This window comes from Halomonas elongata DSM 2581 (genome assembly GCF_000196875.2).
GTDB lineage: Bacteria > Pseudomonadota > Gammaproteobacteria > Pseudomonadales > Halomonadaceae > Halomonas > Halomonas elongata.
On the sequence record NC_014532.2, the window covers coordinates 3356796 to 3380570 of the forward strand.

23 protein-coding genes and 1 tRNA gene are annotated in these 23775 nt (G+C 65.1%); 10 read left to right on the top strand and 14 right to left on the bottom strand.

Annotation, left to right across the window (positions count from 1 at the left end):
- Positions 1-112 precede the first annotated feature (112 nt).
- From rplS to ffh, 5 genes are all read right to left on the bottom strand, one after another.
- Positions 113-469: a 50S ribosomal protein L19 gene (gene rplS / locus HELO_RS15620; protein ID WP_013333616.1), complete on the bottom strand. Its 357-nt coding sequence runs from the start codon at positions 467-469 to the stop codon at positions 113-115.
- A 213-nt stretch (positions 470-682) separates the two neighbouring features.
- Positions 683-1459: a tRNA (guanosine(37)-N1)-methyltransferase TrmD gene (gene trmD, locus HELO_RS15625; protein WP_013333617.1), complete on the bottom strand. Its 777-nt coding sequence runs from the start codon at positions 1457-1459 to the stop codon at positions 683-685.
- Between the two features lie 17 nt (positions 1460-1476).
- Entirely contained in the window at positions 1477-2049 is a 573-nt protein-coding gene (gene rimM / locus HELO_RS15630; protein WP_225884421.1) for a ribosome maturation factor RimM, read from the bottom strand.
- A gap of 18 nt (positions 2050-2067) precedes the next feature.
- Positions 2068-2316, bottom strand: coding sequence for a 30S ribosomal protein S16 (gene rpsP, locus HELO_RS15635; RefSeq protein ID WP_013333619.1), 249 nt, complete (start codon positions 2314-2316; stop codon positions 2068-2070).
- Positions 2317-2522: 206 nt separating this feature from the next.
- Complete coding sequence (gene ffh, locus HELO_RS15640) at positions 2523-3938, bottom strand: signal recognition particle protein (protein WP_013333620.1); 1416 nt, start codon at positions 3936-3938, stop codon at positions 2523-2525.
- A 198-nt stretch (positions 3939-4136) separates the two neighbouring features.
- On the opposite strand from ffh, the gene HELO_RS15645 reads away from it, so the two are divergent.
- Both HELO_RS15645 and HELO_RS15650 read left to right on the top strand, forming a co-directional pair.
- Positions 4137-4937 (top strand): cytochrome C assembly family protein, encoded by an 801-nt coding sequence (locus tag HELO_RS15645; RefSeq protein ID WP_041602191.1) that lies wholly within the window; start codon positions 4137-4139, stop codon positions 4935-4937.
- Positions 4938-5005: 68 nt separating this feature from the next.
- Positions 5006-6289, top strand: a complete 1284-nt coding sequence (locus HELO_RS15650; protein WP_013333622.1) for an HlyC/CorC family transporter — start codon at positions 5006-5008, stop codon at positions 6287-6289.
- Here HELO_RS15650 and HELO_RS15655 read toward each other — a convergent pair.
- On the bottom strand, positions 6286-6984 hold the full coding sequence (locus HELO_RS15655; protein WP_049786308.1) for a 1-acyl-sn-glycerol-3-phosphate acyltransferase: 699 nt from the start codon (positions 6982-6984) through the stop codon (positions 6286-6288). The two genes, HELO_RS15650 and HELO_RS15655, sit on opposite strands and share 4 nt — an antisense overlap.
- A gap of 8 nt (positions 6985-6992) precedes the next feature.
- Complete coding sequence (locus HELO_RS15660; RefSeq protein ID WP_013333624.1) at positions 6993-7610, bottom strand: TetR/AcrR family transcriptional regulator; 618 nt, start codon at positions 7608-7610, stop codon at positions 6993-6995.
- Between the two features lie 187 nt (positions 7611-7797).
- Here HELO_RS15660 and HELO_RS15665 point away from each other — a divergent pair, with 187 nt between their 5' ends.
- Positions 7798-8487, top strand: a complete 690-nt coding sequence (locus HELO_RS15665) for an SOS response-associated peptidase (protein WP_013333625.1) — start codon at positions 7798-7800, stop codon at positions 8485-8487.
- On the top strand, positions 8484-11315 hold the full coding sequence (locus tag HELO_RS15670) for an insulinase family protein (RefSeq protein ID WP_013333626.1): 2832 nt from the start codon (positions 8484-8486) through the stop codon (positions 11313-11315). The genes HELO_RS15665 and HELO_RS15670 overlap by 4 nt, the downstream gene beginning before the upstream one ends.
- Before the next feature lie 246 nt (positions 11316-11561).
- Here the strand turns inward: HELO_RS15670 and sbcB are convergent, their stop codons facing one another.
- The 4 genes from sbcB to minC all read right to left on the bottom strand — a co-directional run bounded on the left by sbcB (position 11562) and on the right by minC (position 15014).
- Positions 11562-13052 (bottom strand): exodeoxyribonuclease I, encoded by a 1491-nt coding sequence (sbcB, locus tag HELO_RS15675; RefSeq protein WP_041602192.1) that lies wholly within the window; start codon positions 13050-13052, stop codon positions 11562-11564.
- A 77-nt stretch (positions 13053-13129) separates the two neighbouring features.
- Positions 13130-13381, bottom strand: coding sequence for a cell division topological specificity factor MinE (gene minE / locus HELO_RS15680; RefSeq protein ID WP_013333628.1), 252 nt, complete (start codon positions 13379-13381; stop codon positions 13130-13132).
- Positions 13378-14196, bottom strand: coding sequence for a septum site-determining protein MinD (gene minD / locus HELO_RS15685; protein WP_013333629.1), 819 nt, complete (start codon positions 14194-14196; stop codon positions 13378-13380). The genes minE and minD overlap by 4 nt, the downstream gene beginning before the upstream one ends.
- Before the next feature lie 71 nt (positions 14197-14267).
- On the bottom strand, positions 14268-15014 hold the full coding sequence (gene minC, locus HELO_RS15690; RefSeq protein WP_041602193.1) for a septum site-determining protein MinC: 747 nt from the start codon (positions 15012-15014) through the stop codon (positions 14268-14270).
- 242 nt (positions 15015-15256) lie between these two features.
- Here minC and HELO_RS15695 point away from each other — a divergent pair, with 242 nt between their 5' ends.
- The gene (locus HELO_RS15695) at positions 15257-18034 is read left to right on the top strand and encodes a DUF349 domain-containing protein (protein WP_013333631.1); all 2778 of its coding nucleotides are present in this window, start codon (positions 15257-15259) and stop codon (positions 18032-18034) included.
- Positions 18035-18072: 38 nt separating this feature from the next.
- Here the strand turns inward: HELO_RS15695 and phbB are convergent, their stop codons facing one another.
- Entirely contained in the window at positions 18073-18819 is a 747-nt protein-coding gene (phbB, locus tag HELO_RS15700) for an acetoacetyl-CoA reductase (RefSeq protein WP_013333632.1), read from the bottom strand.
- A gap of 189 nt (positions 18820-19008) precedes the next feature.
- On the opposite strand from phbB, the gene HELO_RS15705 reads away from it, so the two are divergent.
- Positions 19009-19085, top strand: a tRNA-Met gene (locus HELO_RS15705).
- 432 nt (positions 19086-19517) lie between these two features.
- The gene (locus HELO_RS15710) at positions 19518-20456 is read left to right on the top strand and encodes a tetratricopeptide repeat protein (RefSeq protein ID WP_041602662.1); all 939 of its coding nucleotides are present in this window, start codon (positions 19518-19520) and stop codon (positions 20454-20456) included.
- Between the two features lie 62 nt (positions 20457-20518).
- On the opposite strand, the gene HELO_RS15715 is transcribed toward HELO_RS15710, so the two are convergent.
- On the bottom strand, positions 20519-20962 hold the full coding sequence (locus HELO_RS15715) for an META domain-containing protein (RefSeq protein WP_013333634.1): 444 nt from the start codon (positions 20960-20962) through the stop codon (positions 20519-20521).
- A gap of 123 nt (positions 20963-21085) precedes the next feature.
- Here HELO_RS15715 and HELO_RS15720 point away from each other — a divergent pair, with 123 nt between their 5' ends.
- Complete coding sequence (locus HELO_RS15720) at positions 21086-21490, top strand: DoxX family protein (protein WP_013333635.1); 405 nt, start codon at positions 21086-21088, stop codon at positions 21488-21490.
- A gap of 86 nt (positions 21491-21576) precedes the next feature.
- Here HELO_RS15720 and HELO_RS15725 read toward each other — a convergent pair whose 3' ends face one another.
- On the bottom strand, positions 21577-22017 hold the full coding sequence (locus HELO_RS15725; protein WP_041602194.1) for a VOC family protein: 441 nt from the start codon (positions 22015-22017) through the stop codon (positions 21577-21579).
- Between the two features lie 81 nt (positions 22018-22098).
- Between HELO_RS15725 and HELO_RS15730 the strand changes: the two genes are divergently transcribed.
- Positions 22099-22638 carry a DNA-3-methyladenine glycosylase I gene (locus HELO_RS15730; protein ID WP_013333637.1) on the top strand — a complete coding sequence of 180 codons (540 nt, stop codon included), beginning with the start codon at positions 22099-22101 and terminating at the stop codon, positions 22636-22638.
- A 7-nt stretch (positions 22639-22645) separates the two neighbouring features.
- The gene (locus HELO_RS15735; RefSeq protein ID WP_013333638.1) at positions 22646-23773 is read left to right on the top strand and encodes a metal-dependent hydrolase; all 1128 of its coding nucleotides are present in this window, start codon (positions 22646-22648) and stop codon (positions 23771-23773) included.
- The last annotated feature ends 2 nt before the right edge of the window (positions 23774-23775 follow it).

The following is a 23775-nucleotide window of genomic DNA, read 5'->3' on the forward strand; positions in this document are numbered from 1 at the left end:
GTGCGCGTCGCCAGCGCTTGTCCCGAAACGTGAAAAACCCCGCCCCGCATGAGCGGTGACGGGGTATCGCCGGACGCGAGCCATCGGCTCCGTCATGCCCGCAAGGCGGGCCTCAGGCCAGCTTTTCCTTGATGCGGGCGGACTTGCCGCTGCGCTCGCGGAGATAGTACAGCTTGGCCTGGCGGACGTCGCCGCGGCGCTTGACGCTGATGGAGTCGACCAGCGGGCTGTAGGTCTGGAAAGTCCGCTCGACGCCGACGCCGTGAGACACCTTGCGCACGGTGAAGGCGGAGTTCAGGCCACGGTTGCGCTTGCCGATCACCACGCCTTCGAAGGCCTGGAGACGCTCGCGGTTGCCTTCCTTCACCTGAACCTGGACCACCACGGTATCGCCCGGGGCGAATTCCGGCACGTCCTTGTTCATCTGCTCGGCTTCGAGCGCCTGGATCACCTTGTTCTTGCTACTCATGACAAAACTCCTCGATAACGTTACGTGACCCACCGGACCGGCAGTGGATGGCCGGTGAGTCGTGATCCCGGCGCTCGAACGAGTCGAGGCACGGGAGCGTCGTTGGTGACACAGGTCCGCTTCTTCGCCCGCAATGGGCTGCGTCCTGCACCTCCGCCCTGACCGGGAGAAATCCTGCCTGAATGCCTCGCGAACTCATGTCCGCGCGGCTCTTCATTCAGCATTTCCCCGATGCTCGGTCGGGGCGTATTCCTCGATGAACTCCTCGAGCAGTTCACGTTGCTCGTCGTTCAACGTCCTGCCTTCCAGCAGGTCGGGGCGCCTCAGCCAGGTCCGCCCCAGCGACTGCTTCAAACGCCAGCGCCGGATGGCACCGTGGTGACCGCTGAGCAGCACCTCCGGCACCCGCCGTCCCTCGACATCCTCGGGACGGGTATAGTGCGGGCAATCCAGCAGTCCGTCGTTGAAGGAGTCCTCGAGCGCGGAGTCCTGATGCCCCAGTACACCGGGCACCAGCCTTGCCGCTGCGTCGATCAACACCATGGCTGGCAGCTCGCCGCCGCTGAGCACATAGTCGCCGATCGACCACTCTTCATCGATGTCGGCTTCCACCACCCGCTCATCGATGCCTTCATAGCGTCCGGCCACCACCACCAGGGGCGGGCCCGACGCCAGCTCCCCGGCGCCACGCTGATCGAGGCGGCGTCCCTGGGGAGACAGGTAGATCACCTTCGGCCGCTGGCCGGTGGCGATCTCCGCTCGCGAACGCGCATCATGAATGGCCGCACGCAGCGTATCGACCTTCATCAGCATGCCCGGGCCGCCGCCATAGGGGCGATCGTCCACGGTGCGGTGCCGATCGGTGGCATAGTCCCTGGGATTCCAGAATTCCAGGTCGATGCGCCCCTTTTCCACGGCCCGTCCCGTCACGCCCTGGCGCGTCAGCGCCTCGAACATCTCGGGAAACAGGGAAACGACGCCGATCCACATCGCCGCGTCGCTGCGACTCAAAACGCCGGGTCCCAGTCGACGACCATCCGGCCGGCCTCGAGATCCACCTCCCTCACGACTTCGTCGGGGAGGAAGGGCAACAGGCGCTCGCGAGCATCGATACTCTCGCCATCGCGCCCCTTGATGACCATGACATCGTTGGCGCCGGTCTCGAAGAGGTATTCGACGCGCCCCAGGGCGACGCCCTCGGTGGTCACGACGGAGAGCCCCTCGAGCTGATACCAGTAGAAATCGTCGTCTTCGGGAAGCTCGGGCAATTCGGCCGTGGGCAACAGCACCTCGGCCCCTGCCAGCGACTCGGCCTGATCGCGGCCATCGACGCCTTCGAGCCGGGCGACCAGTCCCTTGCCATGCAGACGCCCCTGAGCGAGTCGATAACGCGACTCGACGCCCCGATGGCGCAGCACCCACTCACCGTAGTCGAGGATGCCCTCCATGGGGCTGGTGTACGAATACACCCGCAGCCATCCCTTGACGCCATACGGGCTGGTCAACTTGCCCAGTACGACATGCTCGGGAGGCGTCTTGCGCTCGGCATTCATGCTCATCATCGACCCTGCATCGGCCATGCGCTCGCGTCAGGCGATTCAGGCCTGCTTGCGGGCTTCCTTGACCAGCTCGGCGACACGGTCGGAAAGCTGCGCGCCCTTTTCCTGCCAATGGCTGATGCGGTCCAGGTCGATGCGCAGACGCTCTTCCTGGCCACGCGCCACCGGGTTGAAGAAGCCCAGGCGCTCGATGAAACGACCATCGCGAGACTTGCGCGAATCGGTCACGGTCAGATGGTAGAAGGGACGCTTCTTGGCGCCACCCCGTGCCAGACGAATGGTAACCATGCGTTGACTGTCCTTCGGTTGATTTACGGAGGTTGTCGATCGAAGGCTCGCCCTTCGACAATCGGTTCGGCGGCGGTTTCACACCCGTCGCCGAGTCGTTCGGTCACGACGATGCCCGCGATTCGACGCGGACCTGCCAGTGAAGACGCAGCATTTTACGGAAATCTCCCCGGCTTGGAAACCTTTTTGCACTACCCCGGCCGCGTTCAGCGCCAGGGCATGCCACCGGGACCACCCATGCCGCCCGGGCCACCGGGCCCGCCGGGGCCTCCCTGACCACCGCCCATCATGCCGGGCATGCCGCGCATCATCTTCTGCATGCCGCCTTTCTTGCCGGCCTTCTTCATCATCTTCTGCATCTGCTTGTGCTGCTTCAGCAGTCGATTCAGGTCGGGCACCTGCAGACCGGCACCGGCAGCGATGCGACGCTTGCGCGAACCATTGATGATCTCCGGGCGGCGACGCTCTTTCGGCGTCATGGAGTTGATCAGCGCCTCGAGCTTGCCGAATTCCTTCTCGGGACCCGGCCCCTGGGCCATCTCGGCCATCTGCCCCATGCCCGGCAGCTTGCCGAGCAGACCGCCCATGCCGCCCATCTTCTTGAGCTGCTGCAACTGGTCACGGAAATCCTCGAGATCGAAGCCGTCACCCTTCTTGACCTTCTTGGCCAGCTTTTCGGCCTTGCCCTGGTCGACGGTCCGCTCGGCTTCCTCGATCAGCGACAGCACATCGCCCATACCGAGAATGCGCGAGGCGACCCGATCGGGGTGGAAGGGCTCCAGGGCATCGACCTTCTCGCCCACGCCCATGAACTTGATCGGCTTGCCGGTGATGTGGCGGACCGACAGGGCCGCACCGCCACGGGCGTCACCATCAGCCTTGGTGAGGATCACACCGGTCAGCGGCAGCGCCTCGTGGAACGCCTTGGCGGTATTGGCGGCATCCTGGCCGGTCATGGCATCGACCACGAACAGCGTCTCGTCCGGCGAGACGGCGCTGTTGAGCGCCTGGATTTCCGCCATCATCGCCTCGTCGATGGCCAGGCGGCCGGCGGTGTCGACCAGCACCACATCGTGAAACTGAATCTTGGCATGCTTGATCGCCGCCTCGGCGATGTCCACCGGCTGCTGATCGCTGCTCGAGGGGAAGAAATCGACTTCCACCTCCTTGGCGAGCGTCTCGAGCTGGTCGATGGCCGCCGGGCGATAGACGTCCGCCGAGACCACCAGCACCTTCTTCTTCTCGCGCTCGCGCAGGTAACGCGCCAGCTTGGCCACCGAGGTGGTCTTGCCCGCACCCTGCAGGCCGGCCATCAACACCACGGCGGGCGAACCCTTGAGGGCCAGGCCTTCGTTGGCCTCGCCCATGATCGCCTCGAGCTCCTGCTGAACGATCTTGACGAACTGCTGGCCCGGCGAGAGGCTCTTGGACACCTCCTGGCCCACGGCACGCTCGCGCACGCGGTCGATGAACGCCTTGACCACCGGCAGCGCGACATCGGCCTCGAGCAGAGCCCGGCGCACCTCGCGCAGGGTATCCTTGACGTTGTCTTCGGTCAGGCGAGCCTGACCCTTGATGGACTTGAGCGTCTGGGACAGACGATCACTGAGATTCTGGAACATGGGCCTCTCCGCAAACGATGGCCTGGGAAGCCACGGCTTCCCCGCAATGGCCAAAAATTATACGCCTTGTAGCCACGAGTCTCCATGCGTGAGCGCCGTCATCTTTCGTACGCGGCTGTCAGGCATCGCGACGATTCGGTATAGTGAGCGTTCCATTTCATGTCACCAGGCGCTGGCGAAAGCGCACGGATAGCATCGATGCACGCGCTCCCTCTTGCCGTCATGGCCTTCATCCTCTACGTCGCGGCCGCCTCCTGGCAGGGCTTGACCCTGGCCCGTCGCGTGCCGCCACGCACTGCACTGGTGCGCAGCTTCGGCCTGCTTGGCCTGCTCTGCCATCTGCCGCTGGCCATCGGCCTGCTCGATCAGGGCGCCTCTCTGCTGCCCGGTCTGTCCACCAGCGCGGTGCTGGCCAGTGGCTTGGCCGTTCTGACACTGCTGGTGATCAGCCTGTTCAAGCCGGTACTCAACGTGGCCACCGGCCTGTTTCCGCTGGCCGGCCTCACCCTGCTGCTGGCCGTCGGGCTGCCGAGCCCGGAGCGCCATCCCGGCATGACCCCGGGCATCGCCCTGCATGCCCTGAGCTCGGCGCTGGCCTTCGCTTTCCTGGCCATTGCCGCCTTTCAGGCGATTCTGCTCGGGGTGCAGAACCAGGCGCTGCGCCATCATCACATCCGCGGCGTTGTGCAGTCGCTGCCTCCCCTGACCAGCATGGAACGCATCCTGTTCGAGCTGATCTGGGCCGGCATGGCCCTGCTGAGCCTGGCGATCGCCAGTGGCTTCGTGTTCGTCGATGACATGTTCGCCCAGCACCTGGTGCACAAGACGGTGCTTTCACTGCTCGCCTGGGTGATCTTCGCCACCCTGCTGGTCTGCCATCACTGGCTGGGGTGGCGCGGCATGCGAGCCGTGCGCTGGACCCTGGTCGGCTATCTGGTGCTGCTGCTGGCCTACTTTGGCAGCAAATTCGTTCTCGAGGTCTTGCTGAACCGGGGCTGAGCCGCCTTGACAGTATCCGGCCCAGTCCCTACAACTCCAGCCTGACCCGCGATTGAGGATCCTTAGACTTGAACGACGATTTCCCTTTGGGATTGCTGTTCGGCCTACTGCTGCTGCTCATCTGCCTTTCCGCTTTCTTCTCCAGCTCCGAGACCGGCATGATGTCGCTCAACCGTTACCGCCTGAGCCATCGGGCCAACAGCGGAGAGAGTCGTGCCCAGCGCGTGACGCGCCTGCTCAGTCGCCCCGACCGACTGATCGGCGTCATCCTGATCGGCAACAACTTCGTCAACAACCTGGCGGCCTCCATCGCCACCATCATCGCCATCCATTTCTTCGGCGATGTCACCGGGCCGGCGGTTGCCACTACCCTGTTGACCATCGCGATCCTCATCTTCTCCGAGGTCACGCCCAAGACCTACGCCGCGGTAAAACCCGAGCGCATCGCTTATCCGGCCTCGCTGGTCCTGGAGCCGATGCTCAAGCTGCTCTATCCGCTGGTCTGGCTGGTCAATGCCATTTCCAACGGCCTGCTGCGCCTGCTCGGCGTGAAAAGCATCGAGGGGGATGGCGACAACCTGACCCGGGACGAGCTGCGCACCGTGGTCCACGAAGCAGGGCCGCTGGTTCCGAGCCGTCACCAGGCCATGCTGGTCTCGATCCTCGATCTCGAGAACGTCACGGTCAACGACATCATGGTGCCCCGCCACGAGGTCTCGGGTATCGACCTCGATGACGATCTGGACGACATCCTCACCCAGATACGCACCAGCCAGCATACCCGGATGCCGATCTTCAAGGGCGACATCAACAACATCATCGGCATGCTGCACCTGCGCAATGCGGCCCGCTTCCTGTCGCGCAGCGAGGTGACCAAGGCGGCCATCGTGCAGGAAGCCCGGGAACCCTATTTCATTCCGGAATCGACGCCGCTGCACACCCAGCTACTCAACTTCCAGAAGCAGAAGCGGCGCATCGGCATCGTGGTCGATGAATATGGCGACGTGGAAGGACTGGTGACCCTGGAGGACATCCTCGAGGAGATCGTCGGCGAGTTCACCACCGACGTGGCCAGCCAGAATCAGGACATTCATCCCCAGGAAGACGGCAGCCATGTCATCGACGGCACCGCCAACATCCGGGATATCAATAAGTCGTTGGGCTGGCAGCTACCCACCGACGGCCCCAAGACCCTCAACGGCCTGATCCTGGAACACCTGGAGTCCTTCCCCGATGGCCCCGTCTGCCTGGAGATCCGGCCGGTTCGCATGGAGATCCTCGAGGTCCGCGACAACCTGATCACCGCGGCACGTTGCTGGCAGGCCGTGCGTCGCACGACGACCTCCTCCTAGGCGCGTCGCCCGCTTTCCACCCAGGCGTCCGCCTCTGCCTTGAGGGCTCGCACCCGGGCCTCGATACGGTCGCGCTCGGCCTGTTCGGGAGGTACTGGCTCCCCGAAATACAGCGCGACCCGCGCCCTGAAGCGGCGCGGGAACTTGCTCAATGCCGGACCGTTGCAATGCGACGTCCAGGAGCCCCACAGGCCGGCCAGGCCGGCCGGCACCACGGGCACCGCATCCCTGGCCAGGATCAATTCCAGACCGCGCCGAAAGGGCTGAACCTCGCCGTCGGGAGTCAGGCGTCCTTCGGGAAACAGCATCACCACCTCGCCATCACGCAGGGCCTCGCTGACCTGCTCGAGCGCACGTCGTAAACCGCCCGGATCGCGGCGATCGGAATCGACGGGGATCGCACCCACCAGTCGGAACAGCCAATTCAGCCAGCGCGATTCGTAGATGGGGCGATCCATCATGAAACGCAGCGGACGCGGACTGGCTCCGCCGATCACCAGGGCATCCACGAAACCGACATGGTTGCAGACGACCAGGGCGGGCCCATGGGCCGGAATATGACGACGTCCCTGAAAGCGCATGCGATACATCAGGTGCACCGTCATGAACACCATCCGCCGGATCAAGGTGCGTGGCGAGCGGGCGATCCACCAGAGCAGTGCCGCCAGAGCCAGTAGCGGCACGCCCCATGTCATCAGGGCGGTCACGACGATTCGGGAGGCGACTTCAAGCCGGCCAGCATGGTGGTCGACAGCTGATCGAGGAGCTCTTCGACCTCCAGCGGCTCGCTCTGCCAATAGCCGAGGCGCTCGTTGAGCCCGAGCTGCACCAGGCCATGCACACTGCCCCACAGCGTGCGTCCCAGGCGACGTGCCTGCATGTCGTCCAGCGCCGGCTGGTGCTCCTTCAGGGTGTTCTCAACACGCAGGAACAGGGCCTCGATCATGTCACTCTGGCGACGATCCAGCTCCCCCTCCTGGGCCAGGGGATAATCGAACAGCAGTTGCCAACGATACGGATCCCGGCGAGCGAATTCCCAATAGGCCAGTGCCAGCGCCTTGAGGCGCTGCTCCGGCGTGCCATCGCTGAGCAAGGGGTCGATGGCGACGCGCAAGCGGCCCAGCGACTCGATATTGACGTGCTGCAGGAGGTTGTTGAAGCTGCCGTAGAGCTTGAGCAGCGTGCTCGGCGCGCAGCCGATCTCACGGGCCAGGGAGCGCAACGACAGCGTGTGTACCGGGCGCTCCTGCAACCAAGCGTCGCAAGCTTCCATGACCTGCGCATGAAGCGTCTCGGGGGCATGCTGTCTGGGTCGGGCCATCGGCTTCCTCGCGGGGTATGGACAGGGCAGCAGTTCGCTCCAGCCATGCGGAATCGGGCACGCCTGGAAGCGAACACTGTTTCCAATAGCATATCGTCCCTGCGGAGCAACGCAAGCCCGATGACCACAGCGGCTTTTCTCGCTTCGGCGTCTTGGTTACCCTGTCGCACCGCATCCCGGAGGTCTCATGGCCGGCCGACTCTACATCCCCCACCTCGCCCTCGAGCGCCTGCTGCCGGAACTGGTGGTGGACGAAACACTGCTCACGGGCACCAATCTCGCGCCCCGGCAACCCCTGCCTCTGATCCGTCTGGAGGCTGGGCGACCACGGCTGGGCCGTGCCTTCTGGGGGCTGACGCCACCCTGGCTCAAGGTGCTCGACCATGCGCCCCACTGCGCACGGGCGGAGTCGCTGGAATCACGCGCCATGTTTCGCGACGCCTTTGCGGCTCGCCGTTGCCTGATACCGGTCGGAGGCATCTACGTCTGGCGGCCCATGCCCCGGGCCAAGCAGCCCTACCTGGTCACCCGGGTCGATCGCGGCCCCCTGCTGCTGGCCGGCATCTGGTGCCGTTTCCATACCACCCTCACCGAATACAACGATTCGCTGGCGCTGATCACGGTTCCCAGCCCTGCCCTGCTCGCCCCGCTGAGTGACAGGCTGCCGGCGGTGATCGAGCCCGCCGATGCGGTCCGCTGGCTCGACCCGCAGACGCCGACCGCCGACGCCCGCCAGCGGCTGACACCGCCCCCGGAGGAACTGTTGGGCGCTTTTCCTGTATCAAGAGGGGTGAATGATCCCGGCAACCAGGAAGCTTCCTGCGCCTATCCCATCGGCCCCATGCTACGCAGGACATCCGAACAGGAGACACGATGATCCGTCCATCACGCCCATGCCTGGCCGCGTCGCTGACGCTGGCCATGCTGCTGCCCGGTGCCAGCATCGCCCAGCAGGCCACCCACGAAGCCGAGCAGGCCATGACACCCCGAGTCAGCCCCCACGACGACCGCGACTACCGCGTCCTGACCCTGGACAACGGACTCACCGCCCTGCTGGTCAGTGACAGCGAGGCCGACAAGGCTGCCGCCTCGCTGAACGTGGACGTGGGCAGTGCCCAGGACCCCGACGACCTGCCCGGGCTGGCCCATTACCTTGAACACATGCTGTTCCTGGGCACCGAAAGCTACCCGGAGGCCGATGCCTACCAGAGCTACCTGACACGTCACGGCGGCCAGCACAACGCCTTCACCGCCTCCCAGGACACCAACTACTTCTTCTCCATCGAACCAGACGCCCTGTCCGGTGCCCTGGATCGCTTCAGCCGCTTCTTCGTCAACCCGTTGTTCAATGCCAACCGGCTGGAGAACGAACGCAAGGTGGTACATTCGGAGTACATCGCCCGCAAGCGCAACGAGGGACGTCGACGCAACGACGTGCTGGATCAACTGCTCAATCCGGAGAACCCCACCACCGGCTTCTCGGTGGGCAGCCTCGAGACCCTGGCCGACAGGCCCGAGGGCGAGCCCGGACTGCGCGAACGCATCCAGAGCTTCTACACCGACCACTATGGCGCCAACGTCATGCACCTCGCCGTCGTGGCGCCGCAGCCACTGGACGAGCTGGAATCGCTGGTGCGCGACAACTTCACTGACGTGCCGGACCGCGGCCTGTCGCGCCCGACCATCGAAGAGCCACTGGTCGACAAATCGAGCCTGCCCACTGCCGCCAAGCTCCAATCGCTGCGGGACAGCCGCCAGTTGAGCTTCTACTTTCCGGTTCCCGACCCGATCACCGATTATCGCCACAAGCCGGCCAGCTATCTGGCCAGTCTCCTCGGTCATGAGGGCGACGGCAGCCTGCTTGCCGTATTGCGCAAGGCCGGCTGGGCCGACGGCCTCTCCGCCGGCGTGTCTCGCGGCGATGGCCAGCACGCCCTCTTCCAGGTGGATATCAGTCTGACGCCGGAAGGCGCCGAGCATCAGTCACGCATCCAGGCCAGCCTGTTCGCCGCCATCCGCGCCATTCGCAACGGTGGTGTCGAGGCATGGCGCTACGACGAGCAGGCCCAGCTCGCCGAGCAGGCCTTCCGCTTCCAGCAGCACGGTTCCGCACTGAACGATGCCATGCGCCTGTCGATGAACCTTTCCCGCTATCCCGTCGAGGACGTCAACTATGCGCCCTACCGCATGGATGGCTTCGACACCTCGCGCATCGACACCTGGTTGTCGGCACTGCGTCCGGACAACATGCTGAGGCTCTATAGCGGCCCCGAGGTGGAGGGCGAACGCACCTCCCCCTGGTTCGACACCCCCTGGTCGCCGGTCGCCCTCGGTGACGACGACACCCAGCCCCTGGCCGGCCTGTCGCTGCCCGAGCCCAATCCCTACATCGCCGAGAATCTCGAACTGCTCGGCCAGCAGGACGAAATACCGCAGAAGCGACTCGACGAACCGGGCTTCGAGTTCTGGCACATGCGCGACGCCAGCTTCGACACGCCCAAGGTCGAGTGGCGCTTCAGCCTTCAGAACCCCGAGGCCAGCCATGATGCCCGCAAGGCGGCACTGTCGCGCCTGCTCGCCGGCTGGCTGCAGGACAGCCTCAATGAGGCCCTCTATCCGGCGCGCCTGGCCGGCCATGGCTTCGAGGCCTATGCGCACGCCCGGGGCATTACCTTGTCGTTCTCCGGCTGGCGGGATCGCCAGGACCGCCTGATCGAACGCGTCCTCGAGCAGCTTCAACACGGCAAGATCGAAGCCGACAGCGTCGAGCGCGTCCGCGAAAGCCTGCGACGCAACTGGCGCAACGCGCCCCAGGACGATCTCTATCGCCAGGCCGGCCGCACCCTGACCGAGGCCCTGATCAGCCCGCAGTGGTCTCCCGAAACGCTGCTCGAGGCCAGCAAGGACCTGGACACCCAGGCATTGCGCGATTTCCGCGAGGCCTTCCTCGCCGATCTGCATCTCGAATCCATGGCCGTCGGCGATCTGGGCACCGAGCAGGCAGAACGGCTGGCCCGGCACGTCGCCGACAAGCTGGCCCCGGCGCTGTCCCATGAAGCGATCCCGCAACTGGTGACCTTGCGCGCCAGCAACGATCTCCCCACCCTGACCCCTGATACCAAGCGGGACGAATCGCTGGTCATGCGCTACCTGCAAGGCGAGGATCGCGCCCTGGCCACCCAGGCCAGGCTGTCGGTGCTGGGCCGGCTGCTCGAGACACCCTTCTACCAGCAACTGCGTACCGAACAGCAGCTGGGTTACGTGGTCAACGCCGGCTATCGCCCGCTGCTCGATGCCCCCGGCATCACCTTCCTGGTGCAGTCCCCGGACACCGACAGCCAGACCATCCAGTCGCGGATCGACGCCTTCATCGACGACTTCGGCAAACGCCTCGACGATGTGCAAGACAGCGACCTGGCTGCCTATAGACAAGCCGTGCGCGATGACCTGCTGCAGCGCGACACCAGCCTGTCCGGCCGCACCAACCGCCTGTGGCAGGCACTCGCCCTCGAGGACACCGGCTTCGACCACCGCAGCCGGCTGGCCGAACGCGTAATGGACGTCACGCCCGAGGCGCTGCGCGAAACCTGGCGCGACCTGGCACAGGGGCCCGCGGTCAACATCGTCCATGATCCGGGCGACAGCGCCAGCAACGTGCTGTCTCTAAAGGCGGACCTGACACCACTGCCGAAACAGGCACGCTGAAATAGCGAGCCACAAGGAAACGCTGATTAAGGATTCGCTGATTTATGTAGCGAGCGATGAAAGGCTGGGCGCCGCCGGAACGGAAGCACCGCAGTTTACATGGTGGTAAATGAGGATGTTGAGTACCGCCGGCGGCCTGGATCTCGAGCGCAGCAATAAATCAGTGTTTCCATAATACGATATCGCCCGGCACAAGCCGGGCGATATCGTATTGAAACTATCCCTCAGGCGCCGATCGCCCGCTGGTCAGTCGAAGGCCTGGGCCGGCATGATCGCTTCCACATGCATCACCAGTTCCTCGAGGATCTGGCGCTCTCGATCCGCCAGGGACACCTGGTTGAGCCGCTCGATCTCGCGGGCGAACTCGGTCAGCGTGAAGCCGGCAACCGCCGGATCGTTCATGCGCTCCCAGCGGAAGGCCTCCCAGCGCGCCTGTTCCTCGCCGGTCAGGGTGTCCGGATAGCTGCGGGCCCGATAACGGAACAGCATTTCCTCGAGTCTAGGATCCTGGAAGGCGAAGCGGGCCCCCACCAGATCCCAGGGATCGCTGTCGCGTACCCGCTGCATCTGCTGTCGGTCGGAAGGTGAGAAGAAACCGCCGGAATAGAGCATCAGGTCGGGATCATGGGGCGACTCCGGCGGCGGGCCGGCGAATACCTCGGCCACCCGGGCCGAGACATCCGGGCTCGCCGCCAGCGCCTTCCAGTGACGACGACAGGACGCCACGTCCACGCCCAGGCGCTCGACGATCTCGCCATACTCTCCGCGATGCGGGCCACTGGCATCCTTGAGCGCATTGGCCGGCATGATCACCGGACACTTGTTGATATGGATGACCTTGAGCGGAATGCGCGACTCGCCCTCGGCCAGGTCATCGTTGCTGACGAAGACCCGATCGCGGATCTGCTGCGCATCCAGTGACAACAGCGGTTCCGGGTCCACCGCGAGGTCGTAGACGATGACGCCGTTGGGGTTGGTCGGATGCTCCGCCAGCGGCATCACCAGGGCGCTGCACCCCCGGCTCGCCGGGTATCGGCGCGAAATGTGCAGGACCGGCTTGCGCGACGCGACATCGATGGCCCGGCCCACGGCGCGCTTGCCGCGCATGCCCAGCAGATAATCGAACAGGTTGGCGTTGCTGCGTCGCAGCAGCCGCGCCAGCTCGATAGTCGCCCGCACATCGGCCAGGGCGTCGTGCGCGCCCGCATGCTCGATGCCGTTGGCGGCGGTCAGGTCCTCGAGCTTGAAGCTCGGCGTACCGTCATCGCGGGTCGGCCAGGTGATGCCATCCGGGCGCAGGGCGTGAAAGGCGCGCACCACGTCGATCAGATCCCAACGGGAGTTGCCGTTCTGCCACTCCCGGGCATAGGGATCGATCAGGTTGCGGTAGAAGAGATGGCGCCCCACTTCGTCATCGAAGCGCAGGTTGTTGTAGCCCAGCGCACAGGTGCCCGGCTCGCTCATCGCGGCCTGGACACGGCCGGCGAATTCCGCCTCGGGAAGGCCGCGCCGCTTGGCCTGCTGCGGCGTGATGCCGGTGATCAGGCAGGCCTGGGGATGCGGCAGGTAATCGTCGGCGGGCTTGCAGAACAGCTCGATGGGCTCGCCGATCTCGTTGAAATCGGCGTCGGTGCGAATGGCGGCGAACTGTGACGGCCGATCACGACGCGGGTCGGCCCCGAACGTCTCGTAATCGTGCCACAGGAAGGTCAGCGGGGCGGCTTTCTTCTGCGCCATGGGCGGTGCACTCCGAGCAGGCTGGGACATGAAGCCCCCAGCCTAGCACAGCCCCGCCGACGGCTCAGCCGCCAATCTCACGCCCGGGGAAGGGTAACGTTCAGCTCCAGCACGGAACAGTTGTCCTCGCTGTCCAGGCTGATATTGATGGCATCATCCTCGACCTGGACATAACGGCGGATCACTTCCAGCAGTTCCTTCTCGAGCATCGGCATGTAATCCGGTTGCCCGCGCTGGCTTCGCTGATGGGCAACGATGATCTGCAGCCGCTCCTTGGCGACGGAGGCAGACTGCTTGCGCTCGCGCTTCAGGAAATCGAGTAGCTTCACCGGCGGCCTCCTCCGAACATGCGGCTCAACAGGCTCTTCTTCTGGTACTCGTGGAAACGCAGGGGCACGTCTTCACCCAACAGTCGCGAAACGGTGTCGGCATAGGCCTGACCGGCATCGCTGGAGTCGTCGTGGGTGACCGGAACGCCCTGGTTGGAGGCACGCAGTACCGCTTCGGACTCTGGAATCAGTCCCACCAGGTTGATGGCCAGGATCTCGCGAATGTCCTCGAGATTGAGCATGTCCCCCCGGTCCACACGATTCGGATTATAGCGGGTGATCAGCAGGTGTTCCTTGATCGGGTCCTCACCGCGCTCGGCACGCCGGGTCTTGGAGGACAGCAAGCCGAGAATGCGGTCGGAGTCGCGCACCGAGGACACCTCGGGATTGGTCACCACGATTGCCTCGTCGGCGAAATACATGGCCAGCTGCGCCCCGCGTTCGATGCCGGCGGGCGAATCGCAGATGATATAGTCGAAATCCTTGTTCAGGGTCTCGAGCACCTGCTCCACGCCCTCCAGGGTCAGGGCGTCCTTGTCCCGGGTCTGGGAGGCCGGCATGATATGCAGGTTATCGATCCGCTTGTCGCGGATCAGTGCCTGATTCAGCCCCGCCTCGCCCTGAATGACATTGACCAGGTCGTAGACCACGCGGCGTTCGCAGCCCATGACCAGGTCGAGATTACGCAGCCCCACGTCGAAGTCGATCACCACGGTCTTCTGCCCGCGCAGGGCCAGGCCCGTGGCGACGGCGGCTGCACTGGTTGTCTTGCCGACCCCACCCTTGCCGGAGGTCACAACGATGATCTTTGCCAAGTGTCACATCCTGTTGTCATGTTGGGAGAAAGGGCGACGGCACGCGCCGCCGAATCGTCGTTGTGTGGCCGTCAGTCCAACGGCGTGATACTCAGTTGCGCCTCGCTCAGCCGCACCTGTATGGCGGTGCCCAGCAGGCGCGGGTCGATATCCTCGAGGCGCTTGTAGTTGCCGGCCACGGACAACAGCTCGGCACGCAGCTCGCGACAGAAAATGCCCGCCTGGGTATTGCCATGGATACCGGCCAGGGCACGACCACGCAACGGCCCATAGACATGCACGCTGCCGCCGGCCAGCACCTCGGCGCCGGCATTGACCGCACCCACCACGACAAGATCGCCCTCGGGAGAGGTAATCTGCTGGCCTGAACGCACGGTGCCCCGGAAGATGCGGCCGCCCGCCATTTCATCGACCACGGGCGGCGTTGCTTCCTCCGCACCGGGCTCGGGTGCCTCGCTCACCGGCACGCTCTCCAGGGGGCGCGGTCGGTCGGCCTCCTGCGGCGGGAACCAGCCGAGGCCCAGCGCCCAGGCCGATTGCTTGACCGGATCGGGACCGCCGCGCACGGCCACCGGCAGCAGCTTGTGGGCGCGGCATACCGCACAGATCCGCTCGAGCGCCAGATGCGGTTCATCGAGGCGCTCGACGTTGAGCACCACCGGGGTATGATGAAAGAAGGCCGGAGACTGACTGAGCTTGCCGGCGAGTTGCTCACGGATGTGCTCGGGATCGGCACTGGCCAGTTCCATGACCGTCATCGGCAACATGCCGCCCTTAAAGGTGAATGCCATGCCGTCTCTTTCCACTTTGAGACTCATTGCCGAACTCCACGTCGGGTGATGGTCGGGATACAGCCCCCAAGCTAAGCGAGAGCCCCGGACCCTGCAACTGATCATAAGCCCAGCACCCCCTGCTTGTCAGTGTCTCAGAACAGCAACACCCATGCCCGATGCCCTTTTCTGCCGCGTCGACGCGTGCTTAGATACTCGATGGGCCGCTATCGCGCCCCGAACGCCGTTCACCTGATTCGCGCCCCTGCCGCGACCTCATCGGAACCATCATGCCAGGACTGATACGCCGACTTTTTGCCCCCCGCTGGCGACACCCGGATCCCGACATCCGCCGCCAGGCCAGCCTCCGGCTCGATCCCGAGCGCGACGATCAGCGCCAGGCGCTGGAACAACTCGCCGTCGACGCCGATGGCGGCGTGCGTCGCGCCGCCCTGGAAAGGGTCGATGATCCGGAACGGCTAATGGCCCTGCGCGCCGAACACGGAGAGTCCAAAGAGTTGCGTGAACGCCTGCTCATGCTGCTCACCGGGCGGGCCGGACATCAGGACCTGGGCCGACGCATCGCCCTGACCGAGAGCCTCGACGACCCGACGATGCTCGAGCGTCTCGCCCTGGAAGGCGACAATCAGCAGTTGCGCCTTGCCGCCCTGGCTCGCCTCGACAGCGAAGAGGCCCTGATCCGACAGGCCTGCGAGAACGGCATCGCCGCGGTTCGTCATGCCGCCGCCGAGCGAGTCACCAGCGAGGCCGGGCTGGCCCGGCTGGTCAACGAGGCACGCCGGGATCGCCGGGTGATGCGCCGTGCGCGCGAACGTCTCAACCAGCTACGCGCCGACGCCGCCTCCCTGGCAGCAGCCCGGGAGCGTCGCCAGACCTTGCTGGCAAAACTCGAGGCACACGCCGCCGGCGCCTGGGAACCGCTCTACGCCGGACGCTTCCGTCACCTGATGCGCGAATGGGCACAACTGGAAGACATCCCCGACGCCGAACAGGAGCGCCGCTATCAGGACGCCTGCCTGCGTTGCCGCAAGGTCATCAGCGACCACGAAGCACACGAGCATGCCCAGGATGCCGCCGAACGCCAGCGCGAGGACGCCGACCAGGCCCGCGAATCCCTGGTCGAGGCCCTGGAGGAAAGTCTCGACGCCCTGCGCCACGGCGAGCGGCTCGCCGACCAGGACATCGCCAGCCTGCGCTCGCAGAAGCAACTGATGGCCAACCGCTGGCAAGCGCTGTCCGAAAAGCATCTCACCGACGATGCCCTGCGCCAGCGTTATGATGCGGCCCTGGCCAGCTATGACCGTATCGTCCAGGCCCGGGTACGTCTGGACGAACGCGCCGACGACATTCTGCAGGCCCTGACCGACGGCGATGACGAACGCCTCGCTGCTCTGGTCGACGCCTGCGGCTGGCCCGACGAGCTGCCGCCCTCCCCGCTGCTGCAACGTGCCCACGACCGGCTCGAACGTCAGGAAACGCCGACTGACGACAATCTCGAGGCGCGCCTGACGCACTTCCACGATGACCTGGAGCGGCTCGAGCGCCTGCTGGAAAGCGGCTCTTTCAAGGGCGCCAGCCGTCTCCACCAGCGTCTGCGCCAGCAGGCCGACGAGCTTCCCGGCAAGCGCATCGATACCGCCCGGCTCAAGCGCCTGGGCGCCCGGCTCGCCGAACTTCGCGATTGGCGAGGCTTCGTCGCCGGCCCCAAGCGCGATCAGCTCTGCCAGGACATTGCCGCCCTGGCCGACGACCGCACCCTCAGCGATACGGAGCTGGACCGCCGCCACCGCCGACTCATCAAGGAGTGGAAAGACCTTGGCGATGCCGCCGCCAATCGCGAACAGGCGAGGCAATTCCGCGCTGCCTCCGACCGCATCCACGAACGCCTGGGGCCGTGGCGCCAGCAACAACAGGCACAGCGACAGCGCAACCTGGAAGCGCGGGAAGCCCTGTGCGAGCAACTGGAAACCCTGCTCGACCAGCCTTCGAGCCATGCGGACCCCGATGCCCTGCGCGAAATCCGCGACCGGGCCCGCAAGCAATGGCGACAGCATTCGCCGGTGCCCCGCGACCAGGCAGAAGCCATCGGGCGACGTTTCGGGCGTATCCGCCACGCGCTCCAGGCCCTGATCGAACAGCGCGCCGGCGAGGTCGCCGAGGCCAAGCGGCAACTGATCGATGAAGCACGCCAACTGCGCGACAGCGAGCAAGCTCCCGCCCAACGGGCGGAAAACGCCAAGGCGCTGCAGAAACGCTGGCGCGCCCTCGGCCGAGCCCCCCGCCAAGAAGAGAAAGCCCTGTGGCACGACTTCCGCCACATCTGCGACGAAATCTTCGCCAGCCGGGATGCCGCTCGCCAGCAGCATGACAAGAGCAACAAGACCAAGCTCGAGGCCATGCAGGCCCTGATCGACCGCCTGGATGCCTGGCACCCCAGCTCCAGCGACGACACCTCCCGGCTCGACGACGCCATCAACGAGGCCCTGGCGCTGGAACCTCTGCCCCATGGACGCCGCAGCGAAGGCATGCGCAAGCGCTGGTCGGGCATCATCCGCGCCCGGCGCGAACGCCTGGCACGCCTCGCCCTGGCCGAAGAGGTCCACCGCTGGCACCGGGTGCGGCCGCTGCTCGACGCCCACCTGCAAGCAGATGCCGCCAGCCTGCAGGGCGAGACGCCAGAGGACGTCCAGCATACCGGCGAGCCCGCACTATCGAGCGATCTGCAACGCGCCCATGCTCGACGCAACGAAGCCCGGCATTTCCCGCCGGACCAATCCGACGTCGAGGAGCGCCTGGCGCGCATCCGTATTCATCTGGCGCTGCTCGCCGGAGGGCGGGTCGCCCAGCGGGACGAACCCCTGAGGCTGGCCATTCAGGTCGAACGCCTGAATGAGAACCTGGGACGGGAACCCTCGCAGGCCGAAGAATTGCGCAGTGTGCTGTGTGAATTGCTCGCCACCGGGCCTATCCCTCCGGCCTTGTGGGAGCGGGAGGTCGGCGAGCTGGATCGCAGCCTGGAGAGCCTGACCCAACTCCCGCCTCCCTGAAGGCCCCTGCACCGCAGAAGGGTGAAAGGGGCCGGCGTTCAGCCCATGAACTGCCCGCCGTTGATATCGATATTGGACCCGGTGATGAAACCGGATTCCTCGGCGGCCAGAAACGCCACCAGCCGACCGATCTCCTCCGGCGTGCCGAAGCGTTTCATGGGAATCGACTCGCGGATCGACTCACGGACCTTCTCCGGGATATCCATGATCATGTCGGTGGCGATATAGCCCGGCGACACCGTGTTGACGGTGATCCCCTTGGTCGCCGTCTCCTGCGCCAGCGACATGGTCAGGCCATGCATGCCCGCCTTGGCCGCCGCATAGTTGGCCTGCCCGAATTGTCCTTTGCGGCCATTGATCGACGATATGTTGATGATACGGCCATAGCCATGCTCGAGCATTTCCTCGATCACGCTGCGACAGGTGTTGAACACGCTGTTGAGATTGGTATCGAGCACCTCGTGCCACTGCTCGGATGTCATCTTCTTCAGGGTGCCATCACGAGTGATGCCGGCACAGTTGACCAGCACACTGATCGGCCCATGAGCCTCCCGGATTTCCTGGGTTCCCTTCACGCAATCCTCATAACGGGAGAGGTCGACACCAGAGAGCGCAATATTCGCGTAACCATCGGCCCGCTGCGTCTCGAGCCAGTTCCTGGCCTTATCAGGGTTGCGATACCCGGCGACCACCTGGTACCCGGCATCGGCCAGGGTGCGACAGATGGCGGAACCTATTCCACCGGTACCCCCGGTTACCCAGGCGACAGTCGTTTCTGTTGTCATAGGGCAGCTCCCTTTCCGGTTCACACCATGCCTGGAGGCATCCTCCAAGCCTCAATTACAGTGTCGTTCCTGTTAGGGTCATCCGTGTGACACTCTTTCGAGTATGGACCAACGCTGCCCAAACGAAATCACCTGCGAAAGCCGTGGTTGACGCAGCGCTCAGGATGTGTAGAATACGCCACACGTTGATGCGGGGTGGAGCAGTCTGGTAGCTCGTCGGGCTCATAACCCGAAGGTCATCGGTTCAAATCCGGTCCCCGCTACCAAATATCGAGAAAGCCGGTTCCTCAGGGAGCCGGCTTTTTCTTTGGGTGTCCCATCACCTCCGGAAGGTCATCGGTTCGCTCTTGTTTCAAGGTCAGCGGTCCCCGCTACCCAATACCGAGAAAGCCGGTTCCTCAGGGTGCCGGCTTGTTCTTTGAGTGTCCGATCACCTTCGGAAGGTCATCGGTTCGCTCTTGTTTCAAGTTCAGCGGTCCCCGCTACCCAATACCGAGAAAGCCGGTTCCCCAGGGGGCCGGCTTTTTCTTTGGGGACTCCGCATCCTCTCGCCAGGTGGCGGCTCGGCCACGCATACCCGGCAACCTGTGGCCCGAAGCCCGCTCGAGCACCGTCGATCTGGACGCGTCCCCTTGAATCCCTCGCGCTTCACCCGCATCTTCCATGGCAAACTCACTCGCATTCAAGGCTTGAACACCATGCCGATCGTCGATCCTCGCACCGGCGAGCCGCTCACTCCCAGCGGCGACGCGGAACAGAACACCGCCCCATCCCAGGGCCAGCCATCCGACGCCGATATCATCATCGATGTCGACCGCAGCAATATCCAGCAGTTGCTCGAGGCCTCCATGCAGGTTCCCGTGCTGCTGTGCTGCTGGGCGCCTTCCTCGGAGCCCAGCAAGCATCAGGTACCCGTGCTGGAGAAGCTGACCCGGGAGCACGGCGGCGCCTTCATCCTCGGCAAGCTCAATATCGACGACAACCCGGATATCGCGGGGCAGTTGGGCGTCCAGTCGGTACCGGACGTCAAGCTCGTCAGCCAGGGCGGTCTGGTGGACCAGCTCCAGGGCGCACAGCCGGAACAGCAAGTCCGCGAGTGGCTCGGCAAGTACTTCCAGGCACCCGAAGGCGCGCAGCAGAGTCCGGAGGAGCAAGCTTCCGCCGCTCTCGAGGCCGGCGACAGCGCCACTGCCCGCCGTATCTACGAAGAGCTGGTCCAGCAGTGGCCCGACCATACTGCCTATCAGGTGGAATTGGCCCGCGCCCTGGTGGCCGACGGCGAGCCGCAACAGGCACGCCAGTTGCTCGAGGCCCTGCCGCCGGAAGAACGCGATGCCCCTTCGGCACGCGGAGTGCGTGCCAGCATCGAGTTTGGTGAGCAGGCGCTTTCCGCCGAGGAGATCGCCGCCCTGGGAGACCGCGACGATAGCGAAGCCCGCTATCAGCGCGCCCTGCGCCAGGTCGCCGATGGCCAGTACGAAACCGGCCTGGAAGGCCTGCTGGCGCTGATGCGTTCGGATCGTGCCTATGGCGATGATGCCGCCCGCAAGACGCTATTGCGCGTCTTCGATGCCCTGGGGGCCGATCATCCCCTGACCGTTGCCTACCGACGCAAGCTGTTCGCCCTGCTCTACTGATTCCTGGCGAGCGCATCGTCCCTTCCGCGCGGCCGCCTCAGGCAGGTGGCCGCGCGGTCGCATCAATTGGCGCGCTGGAAGCCCCCCAATACACGCTGATCGGGACCGAAGAACACCAGCCTGTCGTGGTCGATCAGGTAACGGTAAGCCGTGTCGAGCATGTCCGTGACACGCCTGGCATCGGCCATGTTCGGACACGCCATCATGGTAGAGGCCAGATCGCCGAATTCGATGCGATTCTTGTCTCCCAGCTCGACGGTGCCGCCGAACTGATTGCAGCCGTCATGACCGCTGACCCGCCCATCGGGAGTGATCCGAAAATGCGGCGTGGGCGACAGGTCGAGCCGCTCGCTGGTTCCCACCAGCAGCAGATTCCAACGCGGCCCCACCACCGGTCCAGAAACCTCGCCGTCCGGAGCGATGTCCGTCCCCGGCTCGCTGGCACAACCGGCCAGTCCCACGGCAATGGCAGTCATCATCAGGATACGGCGTAACGTGATGGTCATCGTGCTATCTTCCTTGCGATTGAGGAATGCGGGTCGGAAAGCCCCCGCATGGACGCCTCAGCTTGCCCCAGCACGCAGTTCAGAACAATGCTGGTACCAGCGAACTCGATGAAGGAAGACACCATGCTCGACGTCCTGCGCAACGACGCCCTCGGCAAACTGATCCTGCGCCTCGCCGTGGGTGGGCTGATACTGCTCCACGGTATCGCCAAGCTGCTCGACCCCAGCACTCTGGGGTGGATCGAGAACCTGCTGGCCAACCATGGGCTGCCGTCCTGGCTGGCCTATGGCGTACTGATCGGCGAGGTGCTGGCCCCGGTAATGGCCATCCTCGGTTGGCGGACCCGACTGGCGGGGCTGCTGATGGCCGGCAACATGCTGGTTGCCGTGATCCTGGTGCACACGGGCGAACTCTTCCGCCTAGGAGACAGCGGCGGTTGGGCGCTGGAATTGCAAGGCATGTTCCTGTTCAGCGCCCTGGCCCTGGTGTTCCTCGGCAGCGGCCGCATGGCCATGCGGCCCGACTGAGGCCGAGCCGCCGGCGGCATTGCCGCGCCCATGACGCGTGACAACGCAGCGAGCCAAGGCAAGAGCTGACGTTGTCGCGCGATACCTCACCAGGTGCCGGTATTCTCCATGGACGCCCAAGGCTCCCGCGGCTCCTGGGCCTCGCCGGCCTGCAGCAGCTCGACAGAGATCCCGTCGGGGCTGCGCACGAAAGCCATGTGACCGTCGCGCGGCGGCCGATTGATGGTCACGCCATTGTCCTGCAGGTGCTGGCACAGCGCGTAGATATCATCGACGCGATAGGCCAGGTGGCCGAAATTGCGCCCACCGGTATAGGTTTCGGGATCCCAGTTGTAGGTCAGCTCGAGTTCCGGGGCCTGGAGTTCCGTCGAACGCGCCTCGTCGGCAGGTGCCGCGAGGAACACCAGGGTGAAACGCCCCTTCTCGCTTTCCTTGCGGCGCACTTCCTTGAGGCCCAGCAGGTCGCAGTAGAAATGCAGGGAGGCCTCGAGATCGGCGACCCGAACCATGGTGTGCAGATATTGCATGAGAATCTCCTTGTTCACAGTGGGAGCGAATAGGGGCATTCTGTCATCGATCCGCCACTCTCGCGACGAGATCGACAGCCCATGAGCGACTATTGTGACCTGGCACCGGCCCATCCGTTTCACGGCCCCTATCATGACCACGAGTACGGCTTCCCGGTGAAAAGCGACGACGCCCTCTTCGAGCGCCTGGTACTGGAAATCAACCAGGCCGGCCTGTCGTGGCTTACCGTCCTGAAGAAGCGCAACGCCTTCCGCACGGCCTTCGAGGACTTCGTCATCGACCGGGTGGCCGCCTATGACGACACCGACCGTGCCCGCCTGCTGAGCGACGCCGGTATCATCCGCAACCGCCTCAAGGTCGACGCCGCGATCCACAACGCCGGCGTCATCCAGGCACTGCGCCAGGAGTATGGCAGCTTCCACGCCTGGCTGGACTGGCATCACCCGCTGGCGCACGCCGACTGGGTGAAGCTGTTCAAGCGTACCTTCCGCTTCACCGGCCCCGAGATCGTCGGTGAATTCCTGATGAGTACGGGATACCTGCCCGGCGCCCATCGCGACGACTGCCCGGTTCAACGCCGCGTCATCGCCGCCGCGCCACCCTGGACCCGCGAGACCTGAGACCGCCATGGATTCCGTGACGCAAGCCGCACTGGGTGCCGCCATCGGTGGCGCCGTGCTGGGTCGGCGCCTGGGGCGCCGGGCCGTGCTGTTCGGAGCCGTACTGGGCACCCTGCCGGACCTGGACGTGGTCATCGACTACGGCGATGCCGTGGCCAACGTCACGCAGCACCGTGGCTTCAGCCATTCGCTGTTCGTCCTGGCCGGCCTGGCCACGGCGCTGGCCCTGCTCGCCCGACAGCTGACACCACTGCGTGAAATCGGCCTCGGTCGCTGGCTGGCCTTCTTCGGGCTGTGCTTGCTGACTCACCCATTGCTCGACGCCCTGACCACCTACGGCACCCAGCTCTGGTGGCCCCTGGATGCGCCACCCGTGGCCGCACCGCTGGTGTTCATCATCGACCCGCTCTACAGCCTGCCATTGCTGATTGGCATCAGCGTGGCACTGATCACCGGCAACGGCGTCCGTGCCCCGGCCTGGGGGCTGGCCCTGTCCTGCGCTTACCTGGTCGCCTCGCTGGGCGCCAAGACCCTGGTCGAGCAGCGTCTGGCACCGGTACTGGCCGAACGCGGCCTCGGCGAAGCACCACGCCTGGTGCAGCCGACACCGTTCAACATCCTGCTGTGGCGCGCCACCATCATCGAGGGAGGCGACTACCACGAGTCGCTGATCGGCGTCTTCGACGGCGACCATTCGCCGAGCCTGGAAACCTTCTCGCGAGGCGCCGAGCTCGAACCGGCAGCACTGGCCAGCGCAGCCGGTCAGCGGCTGGACTGGTTCGCCGGCCCCTATCTGCGCTACGAGGTCATGGAACGCAATGGGCAGGACATCCTGGTGGCCACCGATCTGCGACTCGGTTTTCCTGGATTCCACCCCTTCCGTTATGCCCTGGCCAGCCGTCAGGAAGCTGAGTGGCATCCCCTGGCGACGACACGGCAATTACCCGAGGCTGGCGGTGACGATCGTTCAGCCATGCGCCACCTCGTGGGTCGCATCCTGGCGCCGGAGCCCATGCTGTGCACCAGCCGCTTCGTATCCCGGGAATGGATCGTCGAGGTACCCGCCGAATGCCAACAGCCTGGCCCCAACGACAAGCGGGCGGTCGAAAGACCGCCCGCCGAGCGCGCTGGATAAGG